The organism is Cellvibrio chitinivorans, assembly GCF_035117775.1.
Lineage (GTDB): Bacteria > Pseudomonadota > Gammaproteobacteria > Pseudomonadales > Cellvibrionaceae > Cellvibrio > Cellvibrio chitinivorans.
The window spans coordinates 358,718-373,841 of sequence record NZ_JAYKKN010000001.1 but is presented as its reverse complement, the minus strand read 5'-3'; the positions used below and the strand labels follow the sequence as shown (position 1 = coordinate 373,841).

The window sequence follows — 15,124 nt, the reverse complement described above, 5'->3', positions numbered from 1 at the left end:
CCTTACCTTCTTATCTTTAGTTTATATGGTCTGTTTTCATTAAAGCCAAATGTTACGAAATGGTGAAAGCCGCTCTTTAAGGACTTATTCGTGATAGCCTCTTTAATGTCTGGGTTTGCTTCAAGATAATATTTTTCATCAAATATTCTTTTGTTTTTTTCCACTAAAAATCTTATCTGGAAATTTTTATCTTGATCATTATTCTCTGATTTAAGAGGGAGAGGAGCTCTCAATTGGAAGGGTCTCCCTTCGAATAGGCCATAGTCTATAAAGTGTTCTATGGGGGATTTGATAAGTCCATTATCATGCGCCAATTTTACATCTGGATTTTCCGCGAAATAAAATTCTCGGTCAAATAAGCCTTCATCTCTAAGAAGGATGTCCTTCAATTGATGTGCAAGTCTTTTGAGGCATTCTTCTTTTTCTTTGTCCTTATTCATTTTCTGAATGCTGTTTTCTATTTTTTCTATGTTTATTCTATATGGTCTGTTTTCATTGTGACCGTAGTTTAGAAAATGCCAGAAAAGATTTTGAATAATGCCATTTTGCATTGCTTCTTTTAGGTCCGGATTTTTGTCCAGATAATATCGTTCATCAAAACACTGCGAGAATCCAGGAATTTTTAAAAAGCCTAAAATGGCATCATTTGCCATAAAAATTTGCTTTTGTAGATTGTTAGTGTTTGCATTTTCTAGCGAGTTTATTACTTGATGGTTTAGATGACGTTGAGTATTACTGGCATAGCCAGTTGAGAGTAGGTGAGATAAGCATTGATATTCTTGATCTATGCTGCGGATATATTTGTTTCGTACAATAGGTTCATACTCTTGGTGCTTGCTGATGCCGCCAATTACTGAGTTAGAGTAATTGCTGCCTGCGTTGTTATTTACATCTCTGTGATGATAATTAGCAAGAGCTTGAGGAATTACACCTATATTAGATTTTGCCAGGAAGCGCAGATTGAAATCCCAGTCCCCTAAAACTGGCAAGCTTTCATCGAAGCCTTTTAGTTGCTCATAAATATTTCGTGAAAACAAAAAGGCAATAGGAGCAAAAAAATTCCCATTTGCCATTTCTGCAAGATGTACGGTTTTTACCCAGTCGTTGTATGGTCTTTGTGCATGAATTTTTACATCGCCATCTGTTTTTATTTCTTCTGATATATAGGTTGTTCCTGTGATTACACCAGAATAATGAGCATGTGTCTGACTCTCCAGAAACGAAACCGTGCGTTGTAAGAATTCAGGTTTCCAGGAATCGTCATCATCGTGAATAATAATATAGTCTGATTCCGACTGACTTATTCCTCTGTTTGAAGCCGCTTCCATGCCAAGGCTAATAGGATTGCTTACGAGTATTACTTTTGATGGATGCACTCCTGATGATTTTATAACATCAACTACTGGTGATTCTTCACCACCGTCATTAACTATAACCCATATATAGTTATCGTATGTTTGGTTGACAACGCTCTCTGCTGCTCGTTTTAATAAGATTGGTCGATTTTTCGTCCGTGTAATAATGGCAACTCGCCCTGTGGGTACAGGAAGAGGGTCTGTAGTTTTTTGTAGTTCGATTTGTTTTTTGCGAACTATGTCTTTATCTTCATACTCAATAGCTATTTGTGCGTGTGACCATAGTGAGTTTGCGATGCGGTTTTCTGCAGAGTCCGCAGGGTGTCTATTTAGTGCAGGAAATAGAATGGGCATTCCGCCCTGCTTACCAAAGTCGAAACTTCTGTGTAGGTTACCAAGGGCTTTAATGTCTTCTGCATTTGGGTGACATATACAGGTTTTTAAGGTGTTACATGCAGAAAAAAATTTTTCTTGTAGTTCCCCTCTAGAAATTTCGGGTGCTTTTTCAGAAAGATACTCTAATACTCCGCGTGTTGAGTCTTTCAAAGTGTGAATTAACTTTTTAATTTCATCGTAGTTACTGGGCAAAAACTCTCCATTGGAGGTTTTTGTTAAATGCTCTATGCTGGAAAAACTGGGCTCTAAAACATCCTCAATAACATGACGATGAAGAGCAAAAACCTTCTGTGGCAGGTCTAGTTCAAGTGTGCGGAAGTTTTCTTGAATTTCCGCAGAAAATACCAAGCCATATTTTTTTGCATGGTATTTTCTGTCTGTTTGTGGTGTTCCTATTGTTCCAAAATAAAGTCCATGTATGTCTAGCTCTGGATATTCTTCTTGCAGTAAGTCTTGAATGCTGCCCTGCCATCCGCTATCGATAACAATCACTCTTTTTTTGTTTTTAATAAGCTGATCTATATATTCCTTGTATTCATCCCCTTGTTTTTGGAGATCTTTTGAAAGCTCATGCACAGAGCTATTTTGCTCAATTAAACATTCTATAAATGTGGTGGTGTCTGAGGGGGTTGTTTCTTTACTTATTTTATCTGAATTAAAATTAGGTGAAATGACATTAATAAAGTTCTCAGGTTTTGTATTGCGGTGTTCCCCTTGCATAATTTTTTTTGCGTAAGGGTTTTTTGATAGTAAAAAACTTTTACTTAAAATAAATCGAGATGTCCAAAAGATGTGACAATTTTCTGGTTTTGATAGCTTTTTTTTGCTCAAAAATTCATCATATAAAGTGTTAATAGTTATGCCGGCTCTGGAGCAAAATAGAAAAGCAGTTTCATTATCGTCAAAAAATGTAATGTACTCATCCAACTTTTGGATGTAATAATGAAAAATAGGACCAAGATTTTCATAGTAATATTTTTGTTGATTTTTCATCGTCTAGGTCTCTTTCTTATGAATTAAATAACGTTGGATTAAGGCCAGATTTATTGAGCTTCGCGATAGTGTTTTTCTCGCAGAGCAATCTTTTATCTGTTATTTCTATTGGTATTGGCAAGTATATTGCGGTTATTTTTTGGCTTAATGGACTGCGATAATCCCCTTTAAGCGCATCCCCCATGTGAAGCCAATTATTAGGGGTTATATTTAATTCCCCCCCTATAAGAGTAAATATTTTTTTTGATGCTTTGCTAACGGTGGTGTCAGCGCTGGAATATATCGCATCAAAAATTTCTAAATGGTTAGGAATTAGCGCTTCTATTAATTCTTTAATGTGCGAAGCATGAAGATACATATCACTTATCATTATGCATTTAATACCATTTTTTTTGTGTTTTTCCAGTTGAGCTATTAAACCTGTATTTGGTGTAAGTACGCGTTTTTCATGATCTAGCTCCAGTTTTATGAGCTCTTCCTCTGTCCCGTTTGGTAGTTGCAATGCACGTGCGGCTACCCGGTATATATCACTAATGGATCCTTCTCTACACCCACTGACTACTTTTGACGCACGGTAGGAAATTTTTGTTCCGCTCAGGCGTGCTGCTAATAGATCTTCTGGCGTATAGTTGATATTGTATTTTTGTTTTAAGTACTTTGATTGCTCTTCTGCTATCAATAGGAATCGCTTTATTTCAGATGTGGTGTCGCGTAGTAATAGGGTGTCAAATATATCTACGCTAATAAAAGCGTTATCCACGGCTATTTTTTGTATGGCTATGTCTAGTTGGCTTCCAAATAATTCGCTAGAAAAAAAATCTAAACGATTTTTTGACTGCTCCAAGGGTGTAGATATTTGGTCAAAGCGATAAATACTACTTTTAACATGCTTAGTTATTTGTATTGACATAATTAACTCTATATTTTTTGGGAGGTTTCTAGCATAAACAGGTTGTAATGGTGTGCAACTGTTGCTGTATCACCCTGTTCTTTGATTATTCCGTCATCTATCCAAATGGCTCTATTGCAGACTTTATTTACTTGGTCTGAGTTGTGCGAAACAAACACGCATGTTTGCTCTCCGGTTAGTTTGCTTAACATTGCCGCTTCTGCTTTTTTGCGGAAATGCGCATCGCCAACACTGAGTACTTCATCAATAAACAATATATCAACCTGTGTGTACATCGCGGTCGCAAACCCGAGGCGAGCTTTCATGCCTGATGAGTAGGTGTCCACTGGCTGATCAAAAAACTCACCTAATTCAGTGAATTCGGCGATTTCATTGAGAATGGATTTTGCCTGTTTACGGCTGGCACCTTGTAGCATTGCAGAGTAAATCGCATTTTCGCGACCACTCACATTAGGTATAAATCCGAGGCCTAACGTAAGCAGTGCTCTGGTCGTGGTTGGGGCGCAGACGACACTGCCGGAGCTGGGGTTGATAATACCCGCTAAAATGCGCAACAGGGTACTTTTGCCGCCACCATTTTTTCCTAAAATACCCAGGGTTTCACCCTTGGTCAGATCAAAAGAAACATCTTTTAATGCTTGGTGTGTGAATTTGGAAAAAAAGCCTTTGTTGCCGCTTTTGTAAGTGAGTGACACGTTTTGAGCTGCAAGGATTACATCGGTCATGCGTTCACCACTCGTGCTGCCAATGTGCGGCTAATATTGCGATACAGTAAATGCAAGCCAGCAATAGCGCCTGAGAAGACCACAAGCAGAGCTAGCAAATGGTTAATATTATAGGTGCCTTTATTCATAAGCACTTTTCTAAAACCGTCGCACAGAAAAGCGAGGGGATTCCAGGTTAATAAGTAATCTTGCAAAGGTTGGTGGATGCTGGTGATATCGAAAAAGATGCCGCTGCTAAACATCAAGAAGAGCATGCCCATGTTGATGACCATTCGTATGTCATCGGCATAACTAACCAATATGGCGGTCAATAATCCAAAGGTAACTATCATCAAATACATCGCGACAAATAATGGAATCAGCCACAGCCATTCAATTGAAGGCATATAGCCGTAATAAATGCACATGGCAAAAAGCAATAAAAAAACCGGTGTTTCTTTATAGAGCGATATTTGAATCGCCGCGTAAGGAAATATGGTTTTGGGGATGTCGATTTGGCTAATAATCCCCCGATTTGCAACAATGCTACCCGAGGCTGTCGTGACTGCTTTGGAAAACCACATGTAGGGTATTTTGGCACACATCAAAAACAGTAAAAAATCTTCTTGCCGTGTTTTTAGCAAAATAGCAAAGACAAAATAAAACGCGAGTACAAATAGAATCGGCTCGATAATCCACCATAAAAAACTTAAATAGAGTTTGGAGGCTTCGGCCTTTAAACTCATTTTGGCTTTAGTATCGACCAGGATAATAAAATCTAAAAATTTCACGAAAGTTTACTCAAAGAGGATTATTCAAAATAAGTTGCATTGTTAAATGCGGGGGCGATTTGATCCTTGCTGGATACCAAAATCTCACCGGCTTCCGGCCATTGGATAGCCAGAGTTGCATCATTCCAGACAATAGCGCCTTCATCTTTAGGGGAGTAATAGTTGGTGGTTTTGTAGAGAAACTCGGCGGTATCGCTCAGTGTTAAAAAGCCATGGGCAAAACCTTCCGGTATCCACAGCTGGCGTTTATTTTCTGCTGACAAATGCACTCCCACCCATTTTCCAAAGGTGGGTGATGATTTACGAATATCGACCGCGACATCAAATACTTCGCCTTGTACTACGCGCACTAACTTACCTTGCGCCATAGGTGGCAGTTGGTAATGCAATCCGCGCAGTACACCTTTGCTGGATTTGGAATGGTTGTCTTGTACAAAATCACGTTTTAAGCCGGTAGCTTCTTCAAATATTTTTTGATTAAAACTTTCCAGAAAAAAACCGCGCTCATCGCCAAATACTTTTGGCTCAAAAATAATAACCTCGGGAATTTCAGTTTTGATAATGTTCATGCGGAAACCTTATACGGAGTAAGCGCGAATATTTTTTAATGCAGATTGCCAATTGCTGGGTGCAATACCAAATGCTTGCTCAAGCTTGTTGCAGTCCAGTTTGGAATTTGCTGGGCGCTTGGCTGGCGTCGGGTAGTCGGCAGTGGTGATGGCGTTGAGTCGTGGAATGGGTTTATCGTAAATCTCCGCTTGTTGTACCTCGGCGAAAATTTGCTTGGCAAAACCGAACCAACTTATGTGGGGTAGACCGGAGAAATGGTAAGTGCCCCAGCTAATGGTTTTGTTTTCTGCATATTGTTGTGCAATGTGCAGTAGTGCAGCAGCTATATCGCCAGCGTAGGTTGGCCCGCCTTCCTGATCGGCAACAATGCCGAGGGCATCTCTGGTGCGACCCAAGCGAATCATGGTTTTTACAAAATTGTTGCCGTGCTCGCCAAATACCCATGCAGTGCGCAGGATGATGTGCTTGTCGTTGGCGGCGATAACAGCTTGTTCACCGTCAAGTTTGCTTTGACCGTATACGCCTTGCGGTGCGGTTGGGGCATCTTCGCGATAACTACCTTCGGCATCGCCAGCGAATACATAATCAGTAGAGATATGCAGAATCGCTGCATTAATAGATTTGGCTGCTCGCGCGAGATTGGCCGGGCCATCGCGATTGATTGCGTAGGCAATTTCCTTTTCTTGTTCGGCTTTGTCTACTGCGGTGTAGGCGGCTGCATTGATGATGACGGTGGGTTTGATTTCAGCAACGCTCTTTTCAACGGCGTGGGCATCGCTAATATTCAGTTCATTGCGGGTGAGTGCGACATAGTTCCACCCTTTGGCTTGCAGCTGTTGTTGCAGACAGTAGCCAACTTGACCGTTGGCACCTGTGACTAAAATTTTCATGCCTTGCTTTGCTCCGCAATTTTGAGCAGATATTGGCCATAGCCGGTTTTTGACAAAGCTTTGCCTTCTGCGATTAATTGTTCTTTATTAATCCAGCCGTTAGCAAAGGCGATTTCTTCAAGGCAGGCGACTTTTAAGCCTTGGCGATGCTCGATGGTTTGCACAAAGTGTCCGGCCTCTAACAGGCTGTCATGAGTCCCGGTATCCAGCCATGCGTAGCCGCGCCCGAGGAGTTCGACATTTAAATCGCCACGCTCAAGATAGGCATTATTGACACTGGTGATTTCCAGCTCGCCGCGATGGGAGGGCTTAATCGTTTTGGCGATTTGCACAACATCGTTATCGTAAAAGTACAAGCCGGTAACCGCATAGTTCGATTTGGGCTGTTTGGGTTTTTCTTCGATAGAAATAGCACGCATTTGATCATCAAATTCAACTACACCAAAACGCTCTGGGTCGCTAACGTGATAGCCAAATACAGTTGCGCCGGTTTTACGGGCAACGGCGCTATGCAGATGTTCGGTTAGTCCGTGGCCGTAATAGATGTTATCGCCCAATACCAAGCAGACATTATCACTGCCAATAAAGCCTTCACCAATAATAAACGCTTGGGCTAATCCGTCCGGACTAGGTTGTACTGCGTAATTCAGGCGAATGCCAAATTGCGAACCATCACCCAGCAGGCGCATAAAACTGGCTGAATCTTCGGGGGTGGTGATGATTAGCACATCCTGAATGCCCGCCAGCATTAATACCGAAAGCGGGTAATAAATCATGGGTTTATCGTAAATTGGCAGCAGCTGTTTAGAGACGCCTTTGGTAATAGGGTGAAGGCGGGTGCCACTGCCACCAGCGAGAATAATACCTTTCATAAAAAATCCTGGGTTTTATCAATGGATGGCGAGCCAACCCTATGTAGAGCTGACTCACTGTTGTGTTTATTGTTGTGTGCCTAAACGTTCACGTTGATAGCTGCCATCCTGAACCCGATGTGCCCAGTTTAAATTATCGAGGTACCAGATTACGGTTTTGCGGATGCCTGATTCAAAGGTCTCTTCCGGTGTCCAGCCCAGCTCGCGCTTGATTTTTCCTGCGTCAATGGCGTAGCGAATATCGTGGCCGGGGCGATCCTGCACAAAGGTAATTAATTCTTTGTGAGCTTGGATTGGCAGGTCAGTCGTGCTCAGTGGGCGCAGCTCATCGAGCAGTTCACAGATGGTATTGACCACCTCGATATTTTGTTTCTCGTTGTGACCGCCGATATTGTAAGTCTCGCCAATAACACCTTCTGTTACGACTTTGTAAAGCGCGCGTGCATGATCCTCTACAAATAACCAATCGCGGATTTGATTCCCTTTGCCATATACCGGCAGGGGTTTACCTTCGAGGGCATTGAGAATGACCAGCGGGATCAATTTTTCTGGAAAGTGGTAGGGGCCGTAATTGTTGGAGCAGTTGGTGACGATTGTCGGAAACCCATAGGTGCGACGCCAGGCGCGAACCAAATGATCAGAGCTGGCTTTGCTTGCTGAGTAGGGTGAGCTTGGGGCGTAAGGGGTTGTTTCAGTAAACAGATCTTCCGGCCCCTCCAAATCACCATAGACTTCATCGGTGGAAATGTGGTGAAAGCGGAATGCCACTTTGCGTGCATCGGGTAAACCATTCCAGTAGCTGCGACTGGCCTCAAGCAATTGGTAGGTGCCGACGATATTGGTTTCAATAAAGGCAGCAGGGCCATCGATGGAGCGATCAACATGACTTTCTGCAGCCAAATGCATTATTGCGTCTGGCTGATGTGCCGCGAATACCCGATCAAGTTCTGCGCGGTTGCAAATATCAACCTGCTCAAAGCTGTAGCGTTCGTTATCCTCAATGCTGGCAAGCGACTCCAGATTGCCAGCATAGGTAAGTTTATCGAGATTGATAACCTGATCTTGCGTGTTATTGATGATATGGCGTACGACAGCTGAGCCAATAAATCCGGCACCGCCGGTAACCAAAATTTTCATGAGGGCATCTCAACATCAAACAAAAAGTGGGCGCCTATTGGCGACCCACCGAGTAGTAGGTAAATCCACGCTTGGTCAAACGTTTGGGGTCGAAAAGGTTGCGGCCATCAAAAATGGTGGCTTGGGTGAGCAGCTCTTTTAGTAGATCAAAATCCGGGGCGCGGAAGGCTTGCCATTCGGTGACGATTACCAGTGCATCAGCATTTTTGAGCGCAGCTTCTTTGGTGCCGCACAGCAACAGGTCATTGCGATTGCCGTAGATGCGCTGTGTTTCGTTCATCGCTTCCGGATCATATGCCTGAACCTTGGCGCCAGCAGCCCAAAGTGCTTCCATCACCACGCGCGATGGCGCTTCGCGCATATCATCGGTATTGGGTTTGAAGCTAAGGCCCCAGATAGCAAAGGTTTTACCTTGCAGCTCACCCTTGAAGTGTTTGTGGATTTTAGCAAAAAGTGTGGTCTTTTGTTCGTTGTTGCGCGCTTCAACCGCCTTTAGGACCTTGGCATCAAATTTAATTTGATCGGCCGTTTGGATTAATGCTTGTACGTCTTTGGGGAAGCAGGAGCCGCCGTAGCCTACACCAGGGTAGATAAACTGATAGCCAATGCGTGGATCACTGCCTATTCCGTGGCGCACGGCTTCAATATCGGCACCTAGAATTTCAGCCAGATTGGCCATTTCGTTCATAAAGCTGATTTTGGTTGCCAGCATACAGTTGGCGGCGTATTTGGTCAGTTCTGCGCTGCGTACATCCATAACAATCATTTTTTCATGATTGCGATTAAAAGGAGCATATAGCTCGCGCATCATGTCTTCTGCATCTTTATTATCGGTGCCGATAATAATGCGATCTGGCTTCATGCAGTCGTTAACTGCGGAGCCTTCCTTCAAAAACTCCGGGTTGGAGATAACATCAAAAGTAAGTTTGTTTTTGCCTTTGCTTTCCAGCACTGCGGCAATGCGAGCCTTTACTTTATCGCCGGTGCCAACTGGAACAGTGGACTTATCTACCACAATTTTGTGCGATTCCATATGTTCGGCGATGGTGCTGGCAACGGCGAGCACATATTTCAGGTCGGCAGAGCCGTCTTCATCCGGTGGTGTACCTACGGCGATAAACTGTATATCGCCATGTTTTACCCCCAGAGCGGCATCGACAGTAAAGTTTAATCGGCCAGCCGCAAATGTCTCGGCTACCAGAGTTTCAAGGCCCGGCTCATAAATAGGGATGTGCCCTTGTTTCAGTGCTTCTACCTTGGCAGCATCAACGTCGACACAGACCACATCATGGCCGACTTTTGCCAAAACGGCTGCTTGTACCAAGCCGACGTAGCCAATGCCAAAAACGGTAACTTTCATTGCAAATATCGCCCTTTGATAACCCAGAGAAAAGTATCAGCCTGACACGCTTATTGTAACTGGGTACGCAGAGCTGCAAGTACCTGTTTTACCAGCGCAGCAGCAACCGGTTGACTGCTTGCCTCTGCATAACAGCGCAATTCGGGCGCATTACCCGATGGTCGTAAATGAATGATGTCGCCATCAACAAAGCTGAGGCGCAATCCGTCAGTAGTGTTGGTGGTTGCGACCTGACGATCTGCCATATCCAGCTGGTGCAAGAGTGATGCACTATCTTGGGTTGCTTCGGCAATTAGCGCTTTGCTCTTTTCCGTGGGGATATTTTGGATGCGATCACTGGCAGTAAAGCGCGCCGGCAAGCTGGCTACCTGCTGTGAAAGCTTGGTGCTGGCCGCCGCCGCGAGCAGGGCGATACCGGGTAATAGGGCATCGCGAGTTGGTAACGACTTAAGTGACTTGCCGTTTAAAGTGACATCAGAGCCCAGTAAAAAGCCGCCGTTAGCTTCAAAGCCGGCAACCGCGCGATATTCCGGTGCAAGTGTTTCCAATGCAGCTATCACATAGGGCGAACCAATACGAGTGCGGGTAACGGCGCTAAATACACCGGATTTTTCAATCGCGGTATTACAGCTGACGGGCACAGCCAGAGCATCAATGCCCAGTTCGCGTGCGCAGAGTAGGCCGACAATATCGCCACGCAGCCAAGTGCCGGTTTCATCGGCAATCAGTGGGCGATCACCATCACCATCGGTCGAGAAAATTGCATCAAAGCCAAACTCTTTTGACCATGCCAAGCCTTTCTGGACATCAACTTCGGCAACGGCTTCGGTATCTATAGGGACAAAAGTGTCGGTTCGTTCAAGGCTGGTGACTTCGGCGCCAAGTTGACGGAAGAGATCGGCGTACAAATCGCGCCCGGCGCTGGAATGCTCGTAGAGGCCGATGTGTAATCCTTGCAAAATCCCGGACGAAAATACATCGGTATAGCGCTTGATATAGTTGGTCGCTGCCAGTGGATTTGCCACTGATAAGGCGCTGCTAAACGGGATTAATTCGGAGTTGGTGCTGACAATTGCCTGCTCGTCGGCCTTGGTGATTTCGCCGGTGGGGCGATAGAACTTTAAACCGTTGCGGTCAAATGGGATGTGGCTACCGGTCACCATGATAGCTGGTATCTGATCTTGCAGAGCTTGATAGGCAAGCGCGGGAGTGGGCAATACGCCGTAATAATCCACGTCGATGCCCAATGCTTGGGCGGCACCGCTACAGGCGGCAGCCATAATCGGGCTGCTGGGGCGATTGTCGATCCCGACGGCGACGCGTTTAACCGCAAATTCGGCTTGCATCACACGTAAAAAACTTTGGGTAAAAGCAGCGACCACATCGTCGCTAAAGTCACTGACCAGTCCGCGTGCACCTGAGGTGCCAAAGCTAATTCCGCTCGCAGCAATGATATGTTCCAGTGATCCTGTCATGGTAAAGCTCCTGGCTGTGTTGGGCGAGTGTTTGGCAGGCTGCGCGCCGGATTATGCAGTTAAGGCTGCAATAAGGAAAGCGACGACAATCTGCTGCGTTATGGCTGGTGTGTTTTTTAGTTTGAATGTGGCGCACCCGACAGGATTCGAACCTGTGACCAACGGCTTCGGAAGCCGCTACTCTATCCAGCTGAGCTACGGGTGCTGGATCAATCTGACATGAGGGCGGCGATTCTACTGGCCTTGGGCGGTTGCGTCTAGGTTAGGTGTTCCCAGCGCAAGGATTTCTAAGGCAGATTTGGTGCCAGTTATTGCGTCCCCAGATCATGAATACTTAGTTCCCTGGTAACTTGTGCAGAGCCGAGGCTTTGACTCATGGTGCCGAATTGAAAATCGCCCAGCATTCGCTCCAGTCTTGGCAAGCAGCGATGCAAATTGGTGTAGTGGCGGAAGTTGCTGAACCAGCTGGCATCGGGGATGCGTGGTTGTTCCGGATCGATTTCCCAAGGGTGCAAATAAAAAATCAGGGGTTTGGATTGGTTGTGACTCGCACGCTCAAACAGCCATTTTGACAATAAATAAGGATACTGGCGGAAGTAGCCGCCACCTGCTGCGGGAACCGATTGCCCCAGTACCTTGGCGGTGGTGAGCGGAAATTCCAGCAGTGCTGCACCATTTTGGGTGATGATGCGATAGGGTTCCTCGGGGCTGCCGGGAATGCCGTAATTATCGTGGCGGGTCGGGAAGATGCTGGAATCCCAGGTGAAACCCAGCTCAGCCAAAATATCCAGTGCCCAAAGTGACTTGCGGGTGATCGAGTAGCTTGCCGCGCGATAGCCGGTGATGGGTGTTTGGGTGAGGTCTTCCAGCAGGGTTTTGGACTTGGCGGTTTCGGTTCGAAAAACGTCTGGGGTTTGCTTATAAATAAGTTGGTGGCTGTAACCGTGAGACGCTATCTCGTGCCCCTGCGCCTGAATGGTTTTTACCAGCTCGGGATAGTGTTCGGCGACCCAGCCCAGAATAAAGAAGGTGATTTTGATATTGGCATCGTCAAACAGTTGCAACAGGCGATGGGTATTGGCTTCCACTCGCGATGGCCACTTATCCCACTCGCTCGGTTTGATCACCTTGGCAAAGGCGGCGACATGGTAGTAATCCTCCACGTCTACGGTCATAGCGTGGATAACTCGGTTGTTGATGCTACTGGTGGATTGCATATGTGGTACTCACACTTTGTAATACTGTCGATACCATTCGATAAAGCGTGCCACGCCGTCTTCGATGGAAGTTTTGGGGGTGTAGCCAACGGCGTTGGCTAGTGAATCGACATTGGCATAGGTGTCAGGTACATCACCAGGCTGCATGGGCAAAAAGTTCTTTACTGCTGTTTTACCCAGTCCCTGTTCCATCAGTTCAATGAAACGCAGCAGCTCTACCGGGCTGTTGGAGCCTATATTGTAAATGCGGTAGGGGGCAGCAGAGCTGGCGGGGTCAGGAGTGTTTCCGCACCAGAGATTATTCGGTTGAGCGGGATTATCCAGACTGTGAATAATCCCGGCGACTATGTCATCTATATAGGTGAAGTCGCGGCGATGCTGGCCGAAATTGAATACATCGATAGTTTTGCCCTGCGCGATTTTATTGGCGAACAGGATCGGAGCCATGTCCGGGCGCCCCCAAGGGCCGTAGACGGTAAAAAAGCGCAGGCCGGTGGTGGGAATCTGAAATAGATGGCTGTAGGTATGCGCCATCAACTCATTGGACTTTTTTGTTGCGGCATAAAGGCTAACCGGGTGATCGGCGATGTGCTGCTCTGCAAAAGGCATACGGGTGTTAGCGCCATAGACCGAGCTGCTGGAGGCGTACACCAGGTGTTCGGTACCAAAATGGCGGCAGGCTTCCAGAATGTTTAAAAAACCGGTGATGTTTGAATCGATATATGTCTGGGGGTGGCTCAGCGAATAGCGTACGCCTGCCTGTGCAGCGAGGTTGACCACGCGCTGCGGCTGGTAGGTCTTAAATGCTTGGTCAACTGCCTGTTTGTCCTCTAGTCCGATACGCACATCGGTAAAGCCGGGGTGGGGCGTTAGCAGGTCCAGTCGCGCTTGTTTGAGTTTTACATCGTAATAGTCGTTACAGTTATCTATGCCGATAACTTCGTCGCCGCGTGCCAACAACTGTTGGCTGAGTGCGGCACCGATAAAGCCCGCAGCTCCCGTCACCAGAACTTTCATATTAGAGTCGCGCATCTACAGCATGTTTGGGTAATACGTGTTTGACATCAAAAAGCACATGGTTGGGGGCGCCCAGTGCGCGAATGCCAGCCTCGCCAAGTTCGCGGAAAGCGTCGTGAGCAACACAAATAATGATGGCTTGATAGTGTCCAGGAGTGGGCTTTTCGATTAAATCCAGCCCGTATTCGTGTTTGGCTTCGGCCGGGTCTGCCCAAGGGTCATAAATTTGCACGTTAGTGTTGTAATCGCGCATTTCTTCAATGATGTCGATAACCCCGGTATTGCGTAGGTCTGGGCAATTCTCTTTAAAGGTAAGGCCCATGATCAATACATTTGCATCCACTACTTGGGATTTACGTTTGGTCATCATTTTTATCACTGAGTCGGCCACAAAAGACCCCATGCGATTGTTGACGCGTCGACCCGAGAGAATGACTTCCGGGTAGTAGCCCACCTGTTGTGCTTTGTGTGTCAGGTAATAGGGGTCGACACTGATGCAGTGACCGCCCACCAAGCCGGGGCGGAAAGGTAAAAAGTTCCATTTAGTGCCTGCGGCTTCCAGCACTTCGAGTGTATCGATTCCCAAGCGATGGAAAATCAGAGTCAGTTCATTTACCAGCGCGATATTGAGGTCGCGCTGGGTATTTTCGATCACCTTGGCTGCCTCGGCGACTTTAATGCTGCTGGCTTTGTGAGTGCCGACTACTACAACTTTGCGATAGAGCTCATCAACATAATCGGCCACTTCAGGTGTGGAGCCGGAAGTAATTTTCACAATGTTGTGAATGCGCCGCTGTTTATCGCCCGGGTTGATTCGCTCAGGGCTGTAACCCGCAAAAAAGTCTTCGTTGAAGCGCATACCCGAAGTTTTTTCGATAATCGGAATGCAAACCTCTTCGGTGCAGCCCGGATATACCGTCGACTCAAAAACAACAATGGCATTTTTTTTGATTACCCTGCCAAGCAAGGTTGAAGCTTTTTCCAGTGGGGTCAGATCTGGCTGATGGCTGTTGTTGATGGGGGTGGGGACTGTGACTATATAGATGTCGGCGCCGCGGATATCGGCTTCGTCGGTGGTAAAGCTCAGTTGTGTAGTTGTCTGTAATTCTTCTGTGGTGAGTTCTAGTGTATGGTCAATACCTGAGCGCAACTCGGCGACGCGTGTCTGATTGATATCAAAACCGATGGTAGTAACTTTTTTACCGAATTCGACCGCCAGTGGCAGGCCGACATAGCCTAAGCCGATAACGCAGAGCCTTGGGTTGCTTGCAAACATGATTATTCCTTAGCGGGAAGGTGTGTCCTCAAATAAGTCGCTAAAATATCATATCCACTTTAAGTTTAAACAAAAGCCGTATGTTCAAATGCTAATTTGTTATGGATGCGCAAGGAAAAATTACCGGCGGGAATAAATCGTAAACCTGTCACAAATATTGA

13 protein-coding genes and 1 tRNA gene are annotated in these 15,124 nt (G+C 45.9%); all 14 read right to left on the bottom strand.

Annotated elements, in window-relative coordinates:
- Nucleotides 1–2 precede the first annotated feature (2 nt).
- Complete coding sequence (locus tag SPL68_RS01595; protein ID WP_323813311.1) at nt 3–2,744, bottom strand: glycosyltransferase; 2,742 nt, start codon at nt 2,742–2,744, stop codon at nt 3–5.
- 16 nt (nt 2,745–2,760) lie between these two features.
- Nucleotides 2,761–3,654 carry a hypothetical protein gene (locus SPL68_RS01590; RefSeq protein WP_323813310.1) on the bottom strand — a complete coding sequence of 298 codons (894 nt, stop codon included), beginning with the start codon at nt 3,652–3,654 and terminating at the stop codon, nt 2,761–2,763.
- Nucleotides 3,655–3,662: 8 nt separating this feature from the next.
- The gene (locus tag SPL68_RS01585) at nt 3,663–4,379 is read right to left on the bottom strand and encodes an ABC transporter ATP-binding protein (protein WP_323813309.1); all 717 of its coding nucleotides are present in this window, start codon (nt 4,377–4,379) and stop codon (nt 3,663–3,665) included.
- Nucleotides 4,376–5,149: an ABC transporter permease gene (locus SPL68_RS01580; protein ID WP_323813308.1), complete on the bottom strand. Its 774-nt coding sequence runs from the start codon at nt 5,147–5,149 to the stop codon at nt 4,376–4,378. Before SPL68_RS01580 ends, SPL68_RS01585 begins: the two co-directional genes overlap by 4 nt.
- Nucleotides 5,150–5,169: 20 nt before the next feature.
- Nucleotides 5,170–5,718, bottom strand: coding sequence for a dTDP-4-dehydrorhamnose 3,5-epimerase (rfbC, locus tag SPL68_RS01575; RefSeq protein ID WP_323813307.1), 549 nt, complete (start codon nt 5,716–5,718; stop codon nt 5,170–5,172).
- Between the two features lie 9 nt (nt 5,719–5,727).
- A complete protein-coding gene (gene rfbD, locus SPL68_RS01570) occupies nt 5,728–6,609 on the bottom strand; it encodes a dTDP-4-dehydrorhamnose reductase (protein WP_323813306.1) in 882 nt (293 codons plus the stop codon).
- Entirely contained in the window at nt 6,606–7,481 is an 876-nt protein-coding gene (gene rfbA / locus SPL68_RS01565; protein ID WP_323813305.1) for a glucose-1-phosphate thymidylyltransferase RfbA, read from the bottom strand. Before rfbA ends, rfbD begins: the two co-directional genes overlap by 4 nt.
- Nucleotides 7,482–7,547: 66 nt before the next feature.
- Entirely contained in the window at nt 7,548–8,618 is a 1,071-nt protein-coding gene (gene rfbB, locus SPL68_RS01560; protein ID WP_323813304.1) for a dTDP-glucose 4,6-dehydratase, read from the bottom strand.
- A gap of 34 nt (nt 8,619–8,652) precedes the next feature.
- On the bottom strand, nt 8,653–9,978 hold the full coding sequence (locus SPL68_RS01555; protein WP_323813303.1) for a UDP-glucose dehydrogenase family protein: 1,326 nt from the start codon (nt 9,976–9,978) through the stop codon (nt 8,653–8,655).
- A gap of 50 nt (nt 9,979–10,028) precedes the next feature.
- Nucleotides 10,029–11,453, bottom strand: coding sequence for a phosphomannomutase (locus SPL68_RS01550; protein ID WP_323813302.1), 1,425 nt, complete (start codon nt 11,451–11,453; stop codon nt 10,029–10,031).
- 128 nt (nt 11,454–11,581) lie between these two features.
- Nucleotides 11,582–11,658: transfer RNA gene (locus SPL68_RS01545), tRNA-Arg, on the bottom strand.
- Nucleotides 11,659–11,761: 103 nt separating this feature from the next.
- Nucleotides 11,762–12,670, bottom strand: a complete 909-nt coding sequence (locus SPL68_RS01540; RefSeq protein WP_323813301.1) for an XrtA system polysaccharide deacetylase — start codon at nt 12,668–12,670, stop codon at nt 11,762–11,764.
- A gap of 9 nt (nt 12,671–12,679) precedes the next feature.
- A complete protein-coding gene (locus tag SPL68_RS01535) occupies nt 12,680–13,687 on the bottom strand; it encodes an NAD-dependent epimerase (RefSeq protein ID WP_323814298.1) in 1,008 nt (335 codons plus the stop codon).
- A gap of 1 nt (nt 13,688) precedes the next feature.
- Entirely contained in the window at nt 13,689–14,963 is a 1,275-nt protein-coding gene (gene tviB, locus SPL68_RS01530) for a Vi polysaccharide biosynthesis UDP-N-acetylglucosamine C-6 dehydrogenase TviB (protein ID WP_323813300.1), read from the bottom strand.
- Between the last annotated feature and the right edge of the window lie 161 nt (nt 14,964–15,124).